The sequence below is a fragment of the uncultured Clostridium sp. genome, assembly GCF_937920395.1.
Taxonomy (GTDB): Bacteria; Bacillota; Clostridia; order Clostridiales; family Clostridiaceae; genus Clostridium_AD.
On sequence record NZ_CALEVF010000037.1, the window covers coordinates 59,114 to 75,358 of the forward strand.

20 protein-coding genes are annotated in these 16,245 nt (G+C 28.4%); 19 read left to right on the forward strand and 1 reads right to left on the reverse strand.

What is annotated here, in order from left to right:
- The first annotated feature begins 73 nt into the window (after positions 1-73).
- Entirely contained in the window at positions 74-670 is a 597-nt protein-coding gene (locus Q0649_RS03345; RefSeq protein ID WP_298837275.1) for a maltose acetyltransferase domain-containing protein, read from the forward strand.
- Positions 671-1,131: 461 nt separating this feature from the next.
- On the opposite strand, the gene Q0649_RS03350 is transcribed toward Q0649_RS03345, so the two are convergent.
- Entirely contained in the window at positions 1,132-2,865 is a 1,734-nt protein-coding gene (locus Q0649_RS03350; RefSeq protein WP_298837277.1) for an NFACT family protein, read from the reverse strand.
- A 255-nt stretch (positions 2,866-3,120) separates the two neighbouring features.
- Between Q0649_RS03350 and dapF the strand changes: the two genes are divergently transcribed.
- The 18 genes from dapF to spoIIIAG all read left to right on the forward strand — a co-directional run bounded on the left by dapF (position 3,121) and on the right by spoIIIAG (position 16,223).
- Complete coding sequence (gene dapF / locus Q0649_RS03355; protein ID WP_298837279.1) at positions 3,121-3,951, forward strand: diaminopimelate epimerase; 831 nt, start codon at positions 3,121-3,123, stop codon at positions 3,949-3,951.
- A 148-nt stretch (positions 3,952-4,099) separates the two neighbouring features.
- The gene (locus Q0649_RS03360; protein ID WP_298837280.1) at positions 4,100-5,779 is read left to right on the forward strand and encodes a GspE/PulE family protein; all 1,680 of its coding nucleotides are present in this window, start codon (positions 4,100-4,102) and stop codon (positions 5,777-5,779) included.
- Between the two features lie 48 nt (positions 5,780-5,827).
- On the forward strand, positions 5,828-7,024 hold the full coding sequence (locus Q0649_RS03365) for a type II secretion system F family protein (protein WP_298837283.1): 1,197 nt from the start codon (positions 5,828-5,830) through the stop codon (positions 7,022-7,024).
- Between the two features lie 58 nt (positions 7,025-7,082).
- On the forward strand, positions 7,083-7,556 hold the full coding sequence (locus tag Q0649_RS03370; RefSeq protein ID WP_298837285.1) for a type II secretion system protein: 474 nt from the start codon (positions 7,083-7,085) through the stop codon (positions 7,554-7,556).
- Positions 7,540-7,983, forward strand: coding sequence for a type II secretion system protein (locus tag Q0649_RS03375; RefSeq protein WP_298837287.1), 444 nt, complete (start codon positions 7,540-7,542; stop codon positions 7,981-7,983). Before Q0649_RS03370 ends, Q0649_RS03375 begins: the two co-directional genes overlap by 17 nt.
- Positions 7,980-8,447 carry a type II secretion system protein gene (locus tag Q0649_RS03380; protein ID WP_298837290.1) on the forward strand — a complete coding sequence of 156 codons (468 nt, stop codon included), beginning with the start codon at positions 7,980-7,982 and terminating at the stop codon, positions 8,445-8,447. The genes Q0649_RS03375 and Q0649_RS03380 overlap by 4 nt, the downstream gene beginning before the upstream one ends.
- Positions 8,437-8,865, forward strand: coding sequence for a hypothetical protein (locus Q0649_RS03385; RefSeq protein ID WP_298837293.1), 429 nt, complete (start codon positions 8,437-8,439; stop codon positions 8,863-8,865). The genes Q0649_RS03380 and Q0649_RS03385 overlap by 11 nt, the downstream gene beginning before the upstream one ends.
- A gap of 11 nt (positions 8,866-8,876) precedes the next feature.
- Complete coding sequence (locus Q0649_RS03390) at positions 8,877-9,665, forward strand: hypothetical protein (RefSeq protein WP_298837296.1); 789 nt, start codon at positions 8,877-8,879, stop codon at positions 9,663-9,665.
- 6 nt (positions 9,666-9,671) lie between these two features.
- Positions 9,672-10,115, forward strand: a complete 444-nt coding sequence (locus tag Q0649_RS03395; protein WP_298837298.1) for a hypothetical protein — start codon at positions 9,672-9,674, stop codon at positions 10,113-10,115.
- Position 10,116: 1 nt separating this feature from the next.
- Positions 10,117-10,521, forward strand: a complete 405-nt coding sequence (locus Q0649_RS03400) for a hypothetical protein (RefSeq protein WP_298837301.1) — start codon at positions 10,117-10,119, stop codon at positions 10,519-10,521.
- Positions 10,522-10,803: 282 nt separating this feature from the next.
- The gene (gene efp, locus Q0649_RS03405; protein ID WP_071613316.1) at positions 10,804-11,361 is read left to right on the forward strand and encodes an elongation factor P; all 558 of its coding nucleotides are present in this window, start codon (positions 10,804-10,806) and stop codon (positions 11,359-11,361) included.
- A gap of 164 nt (positions 11,362-11,525) precedes the next feature.
- Positions 11,526-12,446, forward strand: a complete 921-nt coding sequence (gene spoIIIAA / locus Q0649_RS03410; RefSeq protein WP_298837329.1) for a stage III sporulation protein AA — start codon at positions 11,526-11,528, stop codon at positions 12,444-12,446.
- 1 nt (position 12,447) lies between these two features.
- Complete coding sequence (gene spoIIIAB / locus Q0649_RS03415) at positions 12,448-12,966, forward strand: stage III sporulation protein SpoIIIAB (protein WP_298837332.1); 519 nt, start codon at positions 12,448-12,450, stop codon at positions 12,964-12,966.
- 15 nt (positions 12,967-12,981) lie between these two features.
- Complete coding sequence (spoIIIAC, locus tag Q0649_RS03420; RefSeq protein WP_216122484.1) at positions 12,982-13,179, forward strand: stage III sporulation protein AC; 198 nt, start codon at positions 12,982-12,984, stop codon at positions 13,177-13,179.
- Between the two features lie 63 nt (positions 13,180-13,242).
- Positions 13,243-13,626, forward strand: a complete 384-nt coding sequence (gene spoIIIAD, locus Q0649_RS03425; RefSeq protein WP_298837346.1) for a stage III sporulation protein AD — start codon at positions 13,243-13,245, stop codon at positions 13,624-13,626.
- A 63-nt stretch (positions 13,627-13,689) separates the two neighbouring features.
- Complete coding sequence (spoIIIAE, locus tag Q0649_RS03430; RefSeq protein ID WP_298837361.1) at positions 13,690-14,853, forward strand: stage III sporulation protein AE; 1,164 nt, start codon at positions 13,690-13,692, stop codon at positions 14,851-14,853.
- 66 nt (positions 14,854-14,919) lie between these two features.
- Positions 14,920-15,513, forward strand: coding sequence for a stage III sporulation protein AF (gene spoIIIAF / locus Q0649_RS03435; RefSeq protein ID WP_298837349.1), 594 nt, complete (start codon positions 14,920-14,922; stop codon positions 15,511-15,513).
- Positions 15,514-15,560: 47 nt separating this feature from the next.
- A complete protein-coding gene (gene spoIIIAG / locus Q0649_RS03440) occupies positions 15,561-16,223 on the forward strand; it encodes a stage III sporulation protein AG (protein ID WP_298837352.1) in 663 nt (220 codons plus the stop codon).
- Positions 16,224-16,245 lie beyond the last annotated feature (22 nt).

Consider the following 16,245-nt stretch of genomic DNA (forward strand, 5'->3'; position numbering starts at 1 on the left):
ATATCAAAGTAAAGGTTATTTACAAAATATTAAGCATTAATTTAAATGAATTTTATAAGTTATGGAGGTTATTATGACAATTAGAGAGAAAATGAAAAATGGTATGTTGTATATAGATGCTGGAGAGGGTCTTGAAGAGGAACGTACAAGGTGTAAAGAGTTATTATATGAGTATAATCACACACATCCAAGTGAAGAAATAAAAATGAAAGATTTGCTAAAAAAATTATTGGGCGATATGGGTGAGAATATTTGGATTGAACCACCAGTTCATATGGCGTATGGTACAAACGTGCATATTGGTGACTATTTTTATGCTAATTTCAATTTGGTAATTGTAGATGATGTTGATGTTTATATAGGTAAGCATGTAATGATAGCACCTAATGTTACAATAACACCAACAGGACATCCTGTTGACTCAATTCTTCGCAGACCAGGTAATCAATTTTCAATTCCAGTAAGAATTGGTAACGATGTATGGATTGGCTCTAATGTAGTGATTTTACCAGGCATCACTATTGGGAATAATTCTGTTATAGGTGCTGGAAGTGTTGTTACTCATGATATTCCTGAAAATGTAATTGCTGTAGGAAATCCATGTCATGTTTTAAGAACTATAGATGAACGTGATAAAGAATATTATTATAAAAACAGAAGGGTTGAATGATTCTTATTTATCAACAAATCTGATGTTGAATTTATAGATGTGGGTATTATTATATTAAGCATATATGGATATCCTGAATGTAGCACAATATCAATTGATGTTGTTTACCACATATGCAGCCTAACGGCTAAAAGATTTTTTTGTGGGGATTATTGAGAGCTATTATTTTTTCTTTCTGCCATCGTTTATATATATTTAAATACTGCATAATAGTATGAGATTTCTCCTAAGTTGCTTACAATAAGTAGCGAAAAAACATTGAAATTCAATTTATAAATTCTTATTTTTCCAATAAAAAATTCTCGTAAGCCTGCTAGGATGGCAGGCTAGCGAACCTGAGCCAGGAAGGCGAATGTGAGTGATAGAGAATTTTATATTTGAAAAAAATTAGAATTTGTTAATAGAATTTCACGATTTAAGTTCTTATTTTAAGTAACGCCAGGAGAACTTTCACACACATTTTATTCTATTCGTTTTAAAGTACTTTCAACAGGAGTTATATATATAGTTTTATTTGTTGTGTAAATAACCATTCCAGGTTTTGCTCCTGAGGGTTTCTTTACATTCCTTACTTGCGTATAATCCACCGGCACACTTGAAGAATTTTTGGACTTACTATAAAATGCTGATAAATTCCCTGCTTCAAGTAGAGTGTTTTCTGGGATATCACCAATGTTTTTAATAATAACATGAGAACCAGGTATATCTTTGGTGTGGAGCCACATATCGTTTTTATTGGCAAATTTTAAAGTTAAAAGATCATTTTGAATATTATTTCTACCAACATAAATATCAATGCCATCACTTGACATGAAGTGTCTGGGTTTGGTTGGTTTTACTTTTTTAGTTTTACCGTGTTTTTTTATTTTAATATACTCAGTTTCTACTAGTTCATTTTTAATATCTTCTATTCCACTATAGTTATCTACATTTAATATGTTGGTAAAGACTGAATGAAGATATTTTAATTCATTTTCTGTAAGCTTCATTTGAATTAGAGCCATTTCTTCGCCTATTTTAAATTTATTGTATTTTTTATAATAGTGTTGTACATTTTGTGATGGAGTTTTATGCTCATCAAGTTTGATTTTAATACATTCACCATTGTCACTGTAATAATTAACAAGATTTGCAAATTTGTCGCCTTTTTTAAGTGAGTATATATTTGCAGTTAGGAGTTCACCCTGCAATTTATAAGTACCTTTAGTGGAACAGTCTTTTAAAGTTGCATTAAGTATTCTTATTTTTTTGTCACAACGACTAATGTTTGTATTAACTATTTTTTGAAGGTTAGAGCTTTTAGCGTTTAATCTATCATGTTTGTCTTTACGAAAATAAAAAGTTTCGATAAGCTTAGAAGGTGAATCAAATTTTTCTATCTCGTTATCTTTTAGTGAGGTAAGCTCAAAAGAATGAAAATCTTTTAATACACCATTTTTAGCATAGCTTGCTAAAAATATATTTTCATGCATGTTTTTAAAAAGGTCTGTTGCAAAATTATATATGTTTTTAGCGTTTTCTAAGTTAAAATCAGTATTTTTAGCGAGGTATCTATACACAAGTTCTGAGGAAAGGTTTGAACTTACGCCTGTGAAAGTACCTGTAAAAAATTTATCAGTGAATTGTATGTCTTTTGTAGTTATATATTTGTAAAATTCATCATACTCAAAATTAAAAGCATCTAATTTTGTAGAGGCTGGTGGGTAAATGTATTCAACACCGGTATATAAAACACGAAAACTATTGACATCTGCGCCAACATGTTTAATGCTATCCATAATTATATTATCACGAGTCCGAACGAGACTGATATTGCTATGTCTACCCATTATTTCAATTACTAATGAGTACATACTATCAAAGCCTAATTCGTCACTGCTTTTAAAGTCAATAACTAGTAACCTATCTGAATTTAGTTGTTTAACATCTAAGACAGTGGCTGTATTTAAATATTTTCTTAGAACCATGCAAAATATAGGGGCTTGTTTTGGGTTTTCTAGGTTAAAGTCTGTAAAGTGAATTCTAGGATAATTAGCGCCTGAACTTATTAGCAATTTATGTACTTTCCTATTTTTTTTGAAACTTAGTATGATTTCATCTTTCTCTGGTTGGGTTACTTTATCAACTCTACAATCTATGATTACATCTTTTATTTCCTTAATGAGGCTAGATAAAAAAATTCCATCCAATGCCATATATATATCATCCTTTCAGTTTGTTTTATCATTATAATTTTTATTTATGCTTTGTAAATAATACAATATATTATATACTGTTATATATAATATATTGTTCTTTAGATAAACTTCACATCACGCTTAACATTTAATAATATTAAAATATTAGATATTTATGTATAAGCGAAATATTAGATAAACTACTAATAATAGTATACCATTAAAGAAAATTAATGAAAAGTCACGGTATATGAATATAAAAGGAGGAGTTATATGGAAATTTTAAATTTTACTAAAATGCAGGGAACAGGAAATGACTTTATTGTTATTGAAGATTTAGATGAAAAATATAATGATCTAGGAGTGCTGGCTAAAAAACTTTGTAATAGGCATTATGGAATAGGTGCTGATGGAATTTTGGTGGTTAGAAAAAGTACTATAGCAGATATTCGGATGATAATAATGAATGCTGATGGGTCTTATGCTTCTATGTGTGGAAATGGTATTAGATGTTTCGCTAAATATATCTTTGAAAAAAAATACATATTAGGGGAAAATATAAAAATCGAAACTGGTGATGGAGTAAAACTTGCAAGTATATCTGTATGTGATGGAGTGTTTAAAGGTGTTACCATAAATATGGGAAAATATAATTTTAATCCTATAAGCATCCCAGCTTTATCATCTGTCGAAATAATAAATAAGAAGTTAAACACTAATAATAGGGACTATTATATTACATCATTACTTATGGGAGTACCACATACCGTTGTTTTTGGAAAACTCCAAGATTATGACGTTAGTACGGGGAAATTTATTGAGAATAACTGTCTATTTCCACAAAAGACAAATGTAAACTTTTGTGAAATTGTGGATAAAAACATGATAAAAGTTAAGACTTGGGAAAGGGGAGCAGGACCAACTCTTGCATGCGGTACTGGTAGTTGTGCAGCAGTGGTAGCATCAAATAGACTTGGATATACCGAGGCAAAAGTCAAAGTTCAAGTTCCTGGTGGAATGCTTAATATAGAAATTGTTAATGGAGAGGTTCTAATGGAAGGGCCAGCAGAAAATGTTTTCAAAGGGCAATTTCCAATAAGTTAAATTATATACAACTGTCTATTTAAAAATAGTACAGTTGTTTTTTTTATGGAAATTATTTCTGCATAAGTGAATATAATTTCTGAAATTGACAATGCTTACAAATAGGATATCCTTTATAAATTTTACGTATCAAGAGAGGTAAAATACCATGAAAAAAAATTTGCTCCAAATATTATTAGATAAGAAAATTATTACTATAAGTCAATACAAAGAAGTAAAGGAAGGTTCACTTTTAAATAGGTGTAGCGAAGAGCAAATTATTATGAATGATACAAAAATAGATAAAAAGAAACTTATTTCGGTATTAGAGATTAATTTTGGCATACCTTATATCGATTTAGAATCTATATGTATAAATGATGAAGCTTTTAATTTAATATCAAAGGAGGTAGCTACTAGGTACAGTTTAATACCATTTAATGATAGCAATAATGAGGTACGTGTTGCTTTTTCAAATCCATTTGAAATAACAGTTATTGATGAACTAAAATTTATAACAAATAAAAAAATTAAAGTGTTTTTCGATATTACTAGTCATATTGAAGAGGCCATTGAGAACTGTTATGTAAAACAAATTGTAAATGTTGCAGTTGAGGAGATGGAAAAAGAATATATTTTAGAAATCAAACAAAACAATGAAGAACGACATTCTACATTGGGGGCTCAGGATGCTCCGGTTATAAGGATAACGAATTCCTTGTTAAAGAGGGCCATAAATGCAGAGGCTAGTGATATTCATTTAGAGCCTTTTAAGGATTTTGCTTTAATTCGATTGAGGGTAGATGGAATTTTAAATGAAATAAATAAAATTCCTAAAAATGTATATAAATCATTATGTACTAGATTAAAAATAATGGCTAATATGGATATAGCTACAAAATTAACTCCGCTAGATGGGAAGATGACAGAAAATATAGATGGTATAGATTATGACTTTAGAGTATCTTCATTGCCTACAATGTATGGAGAGAAGTTAGTTATAAGGGTTTTATACAAAGTCGAAAGATTCATTAATTTGGACTCATTAGGTTTTAGTAAGGAGAAAGTAACTCTTTTAAAAAGTGCTTTAAAACTTTCTAATGGAATGATAATAGTCGCAGGACCTACAGGAAGTGGAAAATCAACAACATTATATGCGCTACTAAATGAAATTAACAGTAAAACTAAAAATATAATTACAATAGAGGATCCAATAGAATATAATATGCCTGGAATTAACCAAGTAAACGTAAACAACAAAGCGGGACTTACTTTTTCAATAGGGCTTAGAAGCATTTTAAGGCAGGATCCTGACCTTATAATGATTGGGGAGATAAGAGATGAGGAGACTGCAAAAATAGCTGTAAGAGCCTCTATAACTGGACATCTGGTAATTTCAACTCTTCATACCAATGGCGCAACGTCTTCAATATCAAGGTTAATAGACATGGGTATTCCATCATATTTAGTTGCGGATTCATTAGTTATAGTATTGGCTCAGAGGTTAGTGAGAAAGCTATGTCCTTATTGTAAGGTGGAATATAAAGTTATTAATGAGGAATTTGAACATTTAGGATTCAAGGGAGGAGAGAAAACATACAGTGCAGTCGGCTGCACTAAGTGTTATGAAACGGGATATAAAGGGAGAACAGTAATATATGAGTTGTTAGAACTAGATAGCAAGCATAGATCAATTATAGTAAGAAATGGAATAAGCGATGAGCTTTGGAAATATTGTAATGAAAATAAGTCGGGTTCACTTAAGGATAGTTGTAAAGAGTTAGTGCTTAATGGCATAACATCAATAGAAGAATTTGTAAATGCTACTTATAGCTATAATTTTAAGTAAGGTATTCCTAGAACAAATTTAAAAAGACGGGTAATAGGTGGACATAACATGAGATATAAATATAGAGCTAAAACATCAAAGGGAGTTTTAATAAAGGGAAGTGCGCAAAGTGATAGTACTGAAGAATTAGCTTTAGGTCTACGTGAAAAAGAAATATATTTAATTAAAAGTAGAACTATAAAAGAAAAAAGTAAAATTTCCAGCAAACCTAGTTTGAAAACAATATCAATGTTCTGTAAACAATTTTCATTATGTATTAAAGCTGGTATTTCAATATGTGATATTCTTCATTTACTTAATGAGCAAATGACTAATAAGTCCATAAAGAAGAGCTTAATTGATATTTGCGAAAATGTACAAAAGGGTAATTCACTCCATGAAAGTATGAAGAAGACTATAAATGTGTATCCTGAGTTTATGATAAATATGATTTATTTGGGGGAGGAGAGCGGTAGACTTGATATAATTTTAGAAGAGTTATCTGAGTACTATGAAAAAGAGCATAAACTACTAAAAAAATTTACTAATTCAATGATTTATCCATTTACGGTATTCATAACATTAATGATAGTATCTATGATTTTGATGATAAAGGTAATTCCAGTGTTTATTACAAATCTTATTTCTCTTGATGCGGAAATCCCACTAATAACAAAAATAGTTCTAGGAACAAGCAGTTTTCTTCGTCACAATTTATTATGGATTTTATTAGGTAGCTCAGTTGTAGTTTTTATTTTATTAGGATACATAAGGACTGAAAGAGGAAAGATTATTTTTGGTAAATTTTTATTTGTGTGCCCAATATTAGGACCAGTGTACAGAAAAATTATATATACAAGGTTTTCTAGAGGACTTAATATACTACTAAGTAGTGGAGTTGGGTTAATTAGAGCATTTGAAATAATCAATGATGTTATAGGGGATAGGTATTTTAAGTTAAAGCTTAAAATAGTTTTTAATGGTATAGAAAAAGGAGAAGATTTATCAAGTTCAATAAATGCAATGAATTTATTTCCACAATTTTTTGTTGCTATGATAAAAATAGGTGAGGAAACTGGAACTTTAGATGGAATGTTCTTAACTGCTGCAGATATCTTTTATGAGGATGCACAGGAAAATGTAGATAAGGCAACGGTATTACTTGAGCCAATTTTAATAATATTTTTGGGTATTATGATTGGAGTAATAATATTAGCAGTAATGCTGCCTATGCTAAATGTTATGGACTCTGCAGGTAAGGTGTAATGTCATATAAATATAGTAATGAAAAATATAATTCTAAGAGAATATGAGAGGAAGATTTATGCGTAGAGGATTCACCTTAATTGAGATGATTTTAGTATTATCTATTATGGGTATAATTGGCGGCGTTAGTGTTGTGTCTGTAAAATATTACAATACAATCAAAAATAAAGTGGATGCTGATTATTCTTGTAATTCTATTGTAAGTTTTATTAATAATTCTAAAATGTATTGCAGAGAAAATGATTGCAGTGGAATTATAACTTTTGATGTACCGAGAAATGAGATAAAGTTAGTTGTAGAGGCTAGTATGGTAAGCAAACAGTTGTTATCAAATAAAATAACTATGAAGCAAGTTATATGGAATGATGAAAAAAGAGGATTTTCAATTGAAAAAGATGGGTATAGCGATACTTCAGGCTCAATATATCTAAAAGATAATAATTTGGATGAATATAAAATCACAATAAGAGTTGCTTCAAAATTTATTGAAATAAAAAAGAAAGTTGGTTCAGATTATGTTTCAGTTAAGTAAAAAAGGATTTACATTAGTTGAGGTATTATGCAGCCTTGGTGTATTTTCCATTATTTTTATTTGTATGATGTCATTTGATAGAGCTTCTATTAATATGAAAAACGATATAAATAATATAAATAGTGATGTGACTATAATGGAAGCTATAAAAAATAATATTATATACTCAATGACGTTTGAAAAATTAAAGAAGTTAGAGGAAAACAAAAGTTTTTTTGTAAATAAAGAAGATATGAATTTTGACAAAAGTAAAACAGATATTATATATGTTTTTACAAACTCTAGGCCAACTAAGATTCCATATATAGAGTTGACGATATCAAATGATGGATTAAATGTTTATAAATTGAAGCTTTTGTTGCATACTGGGAAAACAAAAGAACTGGATGAGATTCAGTGTAACTTCTATAAAGGTTGTTATGAATGATTAAAAAGGGATTCACACTTGTAGAAATAATAATTGTTATGGCTTTGGTGATTTTAATGCTTGGAGTAGTAGATGGTATATTTATATCTTATGTAAAAACCTACAAAAGTAATGTATCAGAAAACAAGGGTTTCAATTATTTAAATGATGCCATATTTATAATAGAAAAAGAAGTTAATCAGAATGTTACGCAAGTAAAAACTGATAAAAATATTATTAAGATAGATTATTATAAAAAAATAGGTAAAATAAATTCGAAAGATATCAGTAAAAAGGATATAAAACTTGTTAATAGTAATCTTTATATTCTTTATGGTGGAGAAGATATTCAATCTGAAAGTGCAATAATAGATGATGTTAAAGCGTTTGTTGCAATAAAATCTGGAAAAAATATTTATATAAAAATACTTTGGTATAATGGCCAAAGTATTGAGAGGTGTTTGGTTATAGAAAATGCGAACTAAAAAAGGATTTATATTAATTTATACTATCTTGGTAGGACTTGTTTGTTTAACTATCATGATGTATGTATTTGATGTTCAACTGTCAGAGATGAAATATTCAACAAGTAATAAAAACCATGTGTTAAAAGATGATAATTATCAAAGAGACAAAGAATATTTAATGACTTTATTTTTCAAATACATAAAACAAAATGAAATAAAAATAAGTGAGGTAGGAGTAAATAAGCTTTTGTTTAATACTTTAAGCAGTTGCGTAAAGTATGGTAAGGCTTTGGTTACTTACAGTGATATAACAAATGAATTTGATTTTACTACTGTATATGATCAGCTAAACTATAGACATGATTATTATATATTAGAGGAGATTGATGAAAAATTTAAGTTGATATTTAAAAGAACTGAATATCTTAAGAAATAAGGGAGTGAAAAATGAAGTTTAGAAAGAATATATTTCTAGAGGTTTCCAAGCAAAAATTTTCAAGTGTAGAATTTTCAAAACATGTTATTTTTAATAAAGTATACAATATTGATAATGAAAATACATATTATAAAGATGTCACCAATGTAAAAGATTTTCAGATTAATATAAGAAACAAAAATTTATATGTCCTGGTTGAAGGCGAAACAGTATACATAAGACTAGTCACTTTGCCAAAGGTTAAAAAATATTTAGTTAATGATATGATTAAAAATGAATTAAGATATTATTATAAGGATATAGATCATATTTCATTTACTTATAAGTTAATTAAAGAGGATAAAACCAATATGGAAATATTAGTTTTTTGTTTAAAAGGAAATAATTTAGATATTTTAGAGAATAGTGTTCATAATAATGTTAAATTAAAGAAAGTAAATTTAATTCAATTTTGCTTTAAAAACTTCTATTCTAGTAAAATTAATGAAAAAAATTATATAATGGTTTTTTATTATAATAATAATTTATATTATTTAATATGCAATAACAATGAGATTGTAGCTAATAATAGTGTAGGTATCGAGGAAGTTTTTTTATCAAAATTTTCAAAATCTATGAATGAATTTTTAGAACAATATAATTATTATGCAAAAGCTTGCGAAAAAATATATTATTCCAATATATCACAATTAGATATTGAATCAGATATTAAAGAATTTAAATATCTAGAATTACCTCATAAAATATTAGATGAGTTAAAGAGAGAAGACTTGCTGAAATATATAATATTAAAGGGGTAGGTAATTATGATGAAAAATGCATTTATTCCTAATTGGTATATTGATAAAAAGAATAAAACAAAAATGAAGGCAATTAAAATAGTGATTATGGTAGTTTTTATTATTGATATTATTTTGCTAGTGGTTATATTAAATATAATAAACAAGACAGGTAACATAGATGGAAAAATTAATAACCCTAAAAACAACATTGGTATTGTGGCAACGACAAAACATGTTGTTATCATTTCAAAATATAACAAAATAAATAATTTTTTCAAAGAAAATGGTTTAAATTACAAGGATATTACAATAACAGATAATAACTTTGAAATGAATATAGAAGTTGAAAACTACGAAGAATATATTAAGGTAATAAGTTGCATAGAGAATAAATACTCCGTAAAAAGATTAACCACGAGTATTATAGATAAAAACAAATTTATCGTTAATATTAAATGCGAGGTATAAGATGTATAAAAATCGACAGGCTAAATGGGCGTTAGGTATACTAGTAATGGTAATGGTTATTTTATGTTTTGAATATATCACAGTTAAAAACAAATTTATAATATACAAAGATGATAAAGTAACTAATAGTGTCATTGTGAATCAAAAGAAAAGTGTTGAGAAATTTGGGTATAGTGATATTTTAGAATGTTTAGGTAAAAACAAAGATTTTAAGGTTGAGACTTTCAATATGATGGAAAATGAAAAATGTAGTGTTGAAGTCAATTATAAAGGAGATTTAAATTTATTATATAGTTCATTAGTTAAAGTAAATAAAAGTAAAAATCTATTAAATATAAATAAAATTATTATTCATAAAGATACTAAAATCACCAATATAAGTATTGATTTTAAAAAAAACAAATGATTTATTAAAACATCCGATTGATTAAAGGGAGCGGATGTTTTAATTAAGTTTTTTAAAAATATATAGACTTTAAATGGTATACTTATAGAAACTACATAAAATTATTCAAATAATATATATTTATATTTGCAAATATCCTTAAGTTTTGATAAAATAACATTGTTCCACTGTAATGTTTATATTTAGTGGACTGCAAACGTAATGATTGGTATTAATTTACCTAATAAGGTTATAATATAAATGGGTTAATTGAATTATTTATAAATTTTGGAGGGATACTTAATGATTTCAGCAGGCGATATAAGAAAAGGAACAACATTTGATGAAGGTGGACAAGTTTACACAGTTATAGATTTTTTACATGTAAAACCAGGTAAGGGAGCAGCATTTGTTAGAACTAAGTTAAGAAACGTTATAAACTCAGGGGTTACAGAAAAAACATTTAATCCTACTACAAAATTACAAGAGGCAGTTATAGAAAGAAAAGAGATGCAATATTTATATGCAGCTGACGGACTATACTACTTCATGGATCAAGAAACTTTTGAACAAATACCACTTAATTACGAAAAAGTTGAAGAGGCAATAAAATACTTAAAAGAAAACATGTTTGCTATAATAAAATTTTATAAGGATGAAGCTTTCTCAGTAGAAGCTCCAAACTTTGTAGAATTACTTATAACAAGCACTGAACCAGGCGTTAAAGGTAATACATCTTCAAGTGTAACAAAACCAGCTACTGTAGAAACAGGAGCAATCATTCAAGTGCCAATGTTCGTCAATGAAGGTGAAACAATAAGAATAGATACTAGAAATGGCGATTATATGTTAAGAGTTTAAATTTATATTAAGAAGAACCGATGCCGGTTCTTTTTTTTTGTTCTTTTTTTGTGAACTAATACATATAGTATGGGAATGATTCCGAATTTAAATAATATGTTTTAATTTATATGGAATATTTTACTGGATTGTGAAATACAAATTATATATGGGAGGATGAGAAAATGTTAGTTACAAAAGATTTATTTGAAATATTACCTAAAACTATTAGAAACATTCTTGAAAAAGTTGATAATGTGCAACAACTAGAAGAGATTAGAGTAAAAGTGAACAAGCCTGTGTTTATTCATATTGGCAGTAAAGAAAAAGTCTGGGAATATATTGCAACTCCAGAAGATTTAAAATACATAATGCAGAGGATAAGCAATTACTCCATATATGCTTTTGAAGATGAGATACGGCAAGGGTATATAACTATAAAAGGCGGACACAGAGTGGGATTATGTGGGATTTGTGTTATTGAAAATAATAGCATTAAAACTATTAAAGATATTTCATCCATAAATATAAGAGCATGTAAAGAAATTATTGGATGTGCTGACAAGGTAATACCATATATTGTAAATAATAATTCGATATACAATACAATAATTATATCACCTCCTAAATGTGGGAAAACAACGCTAATTAGGGATATTTCGAGGCAGATTTCACAGGGAAATATGGGTAAAGGGTTTAGAGGGAAAAATGTGTCTATAATAGATGAGCGTTCAGAGATTGCGGGTTCGTTTAAAGGAATACCACAAATGGATGTTGGAGTGCGGACTGATGTGCTTGATAATTGCCCTAAGAGTCAAGGAATTATGATGGCAATTAGAAGTATGTCACCTGATGTGATAGTTTGTGATGAGATAGGTACTCAAAATGATATGGAAAGTATTTTAATGGCATTAAATTCTGGAATTAGTTTAATTACGACTATTCACGGTTTTGGAATTGAAGATTTGTATAAAAGATTAGTATTTAAAGATATTGTTGATAATTACGTATTTAGTAGGGGAATAGTGCTTAGTAATAAAAAAGGAATTGGAACGATAGAACGTATTTATGATTTTACTAAGGGCATAGATGTATGGAGGTCGTAATATGATTAAAACAATTGGATGTGTTGTAATCTTAGTGGCTTCAACTATGGCTGGATTTATATATAGTGAAAGGTTAAAATATAGGGTTTTTCAGCTGAAAGAAATTCAAAGAGCCGTTTATCAACTTCAAAATGAGATAACTTATGTACATGCTCTTTTGCCGGATGCCTTCAAAAGTATTTCAGAAAAAAGTAAAGAGCCAATAAAAGAACTATTTAATAAAACAAGTGAATTGTTAACTAACAACGAATATGAGAATGTTTACGCGGCTATGAATAGTGCAATAGATTTAACAAAAGAAAAGCTGTATATAAATTCTGATGATATAAATGTTATCTTGGATTTATCAAAAACACTTGGAGAATCTGATATCCAAGGTCAAAATAGTATGTTTTTACTTACTATATCAAATTTAAAAAAACAAATTACAACATCTGAAGAATATATGAATAAGAATATAAAAATGTATAGATGTTTAGGTTTTTCTTTTGGGGCAATGCTTGTAATAGCATTAATATAGGAAGGAGGTTTTTAGGTGTTAGATGTTAGTTTACTGTTTAAAATAGGGGCAACAGGTATCCTAATCATTATTATAGATAAAATTTTAAAAAGTGGAGGAAAGGATGACATCGCAGTAGTTGCAAATTTGGCTGGAGTAATAATAATTCTCATGATGGTAATAAATTTAGTAAACAAACTGTTTACTTCTGTAAAAACTTTGTTCCAATTTTAAAATAAACATATTTTAAGAAGGAGAAACGTTTATTTATTGGATGTTGTTGTCGAGGAGGATGTTATGGAAATAATTAAAATTGTTGCATTCGCTTTCGTGGCATTATTTATTGTGCTTATATTTAAAGGCAGAAGAGATGATTTAGCTATTCAAGTTAGTATAGCAGCAGGAATATTGATATTTTTATTTATGATAAATAAACTTACCATAATAATGGGATTTTTACAAACATTAGCAAACAAAGCCAATATTGATGTTGTCTATCTAAATACAGTTTTCAAGATATTGGGAATCGCATATTTAGCATCTTTTTGTAGTGAAATTTGTAGGGATGCTGGTCAGAGTAATATAGCAGGTAAAGTTGAATTTGCTGGGAAAATATTTATATTAGTTTTAGCAATACCAATTTTAATGGCAGTAATGCAATCTATTTTGAAAATAATGTAGAGGTGTAGGATGAAGAAAATATCACAGATTATAATTAAGAGATACGATACGAAGAAACATTATATGAAGAATTTTAATATTAAAATGATTTTACTAGTCCTATTATTTTTATTATTCGTGCCTATTAGTGTACAAGCTACTGAGGTAGGTAAGATAGGGGAAGCACAGCAAAGTGAAATAAATAATTTATATGACTATATATCTAATGTAAAATCTCAATATGAAATATTTAACGATATGCAGCCACAAACTTTTGTAGAACAATTTATAAAAACTGGTGATAATGGGTTAAGTTTTAAGAAAACCTCAAGTTTCATTATTAGTTACACATTTAAAGAAGTTATTGCGTGTATGGAATTAATAGGGAGCCTTATGATTATTGCTATAATTTGTGCAATGCTTAATAATCTTCAAAGCGCATTTAGTCGAGATAGTTTATCAAATATTGCTTATCTTGCGTGTTATGGGGTAATGATTGTAATGATAACCAAAAGCTTTTATGTAGTAGCAGAGCTTGCTAAAAACACTATTGTTAGTATGTCAAATTTTATGGCAGCTCTTATTCCGGTTTTAATGATGCTACTTGCAAGTGTTGGAGGATTTGCAGAAGCAACACTTCTTGATCCTGTAATTATGGGTTTTGCAACGGTAAGTTCTAGAATATATGTAGATATTATTATTCCTGTAATATTTATGAGTTTCGTTTTACAGTTTGTTTCCAGCATATCTAGTGACTATAAAATAAAAAGTTTAACAAAACTTTTAAAACAAACGGCTATTTGGATACAAGGAATAATAATGACAGTATTTATTGCGGTAATTACTATACGAAGCATTGCAGCAAAAACTTTAGATCAAGTTACTATAAAAACTGCAAAATTTGCGGTAGATACATTTGTACCTGTAGTTGGGAAATGTTTATCTGATGCAATTTCTACAGTAGCTGGATACTCACTCCTTTTAAAAAGTGCAATAAGTGGGCTTGGATTAATTGTACTTATGGTAATAGTATTATTACCTATTATAAAACTTTTGATTATGGCGTTTTTATATAAGGCAGCAGCTGCATTAATTGAACCAATAAGTGACAACCGAACAGTAGAGTGTATAAATTCAGTAGGGGATTCTATTCTTCTTTTAATGTCTTGCGTAATATCGGTAAGTGTAATGTTTTTCATAATGGTTGCAATAGTAGCATCCACTGGAAAAGGTATAATATCAGGATAATATCTAGAATAGATAATTATAATTATTCTCAAATATTCATTTAATAATAAAGGAGGTGGTGATAATTTGATTGATCTATTAAAAGTCTGGGTAACTAATATTACTGTTGCTATATTTTTTATTACTGCGGTAGAGATGATTTTGCCAGACAACAACATGAAAAAATATGCTAAATTTGTTATGGGTTTAATGTTGATTGTTGTAATAATAAACCCTATAATAAAATTTTTTGATAAGGACTTTGATTTGAATTCTTATTCTAGTAAAGCAACAAGTTACATGGAGGGGAGTACTCAAGTTTCAGATATGAAGAAGTATAAAGAAACTAATATAGTAAATACAACAGAAAATTTTAAAGAAAATTTACAAAAAGAATGCATTACAAACTTGGAAGGAACTTATCCGGAAAATAAGTACAATGCTAATGTAGATGTTGTTTATGATAGTAAAAAGGGAGTTTTCAATATTAATAATGTAAAAATTGAAGTTGTTGATAGTGGGGTTCAAAGAGTTGAAAATATAAAAATTGATACTAAAAGTGTGGATGCTTCTAATAAAAATGTTTTAACAAACACTCAAGGCAAACAAATAAAGAAGCTTTTAAGTAGTAAGCTTAAAATATCTGATGATGTCATTACTGTTTATAAAGTGAATTCATAGAACATAGGAGTATTAATTGGTATATATAAGAAAGGAAGGGGATTTCTATGAACAATGATAATTTGCTTAATAAAATTACTGAATTTATTAAAACAAAACTTAATAGTGGGAATGAAAAGAATAAAAAAGATAAAAGCAAAAAATCCGATAAAATATTAGGAAATATAGTATTACTAATTTTGGTGGCAGTTGTAATAGTATTGGCAAGTAGTTCATTTAAGTCATCAAAGTCAACTTCAACTACTCAGGCTACAATAAATACCGCAACACAAAAAAGTGCGGCTGCGAAGGTAAGTAACACCGCCGCAGTGACCGATTATGAATCACAGCTAGAGAGTGAACTTAAACTAACTCTTGAAGGAATTGAAGGGGTTGGAAAGGTACAAGTGATGATCTACTCTGAGAGTGGTGAGGAAAGTGTTCCTGCAGTAAATGTTAATGACTCAAAGAGTGTTACAAAAGAAGATGATACAACTGGTGGAACAAGGAATATAACTCAAGACAATAATGGTAGCACTGTGGTTATGTCGAGTGATGGAAATGCGACCTCGCCTTTAATTGTAAAAAAAATAAAGCCAGTTATTACTGGCGTGTGCGTAGTGGCAGAAGGATCAGGTGTGAAAATCACAGAACTTAGGATTAGGCAGGCAGTAATTAATTTATTTAATTTGCCTGAAAACAAAGTTAATGTATATCCTATGAATAAGTAGCATATAATTTCTTAGAAAGGCA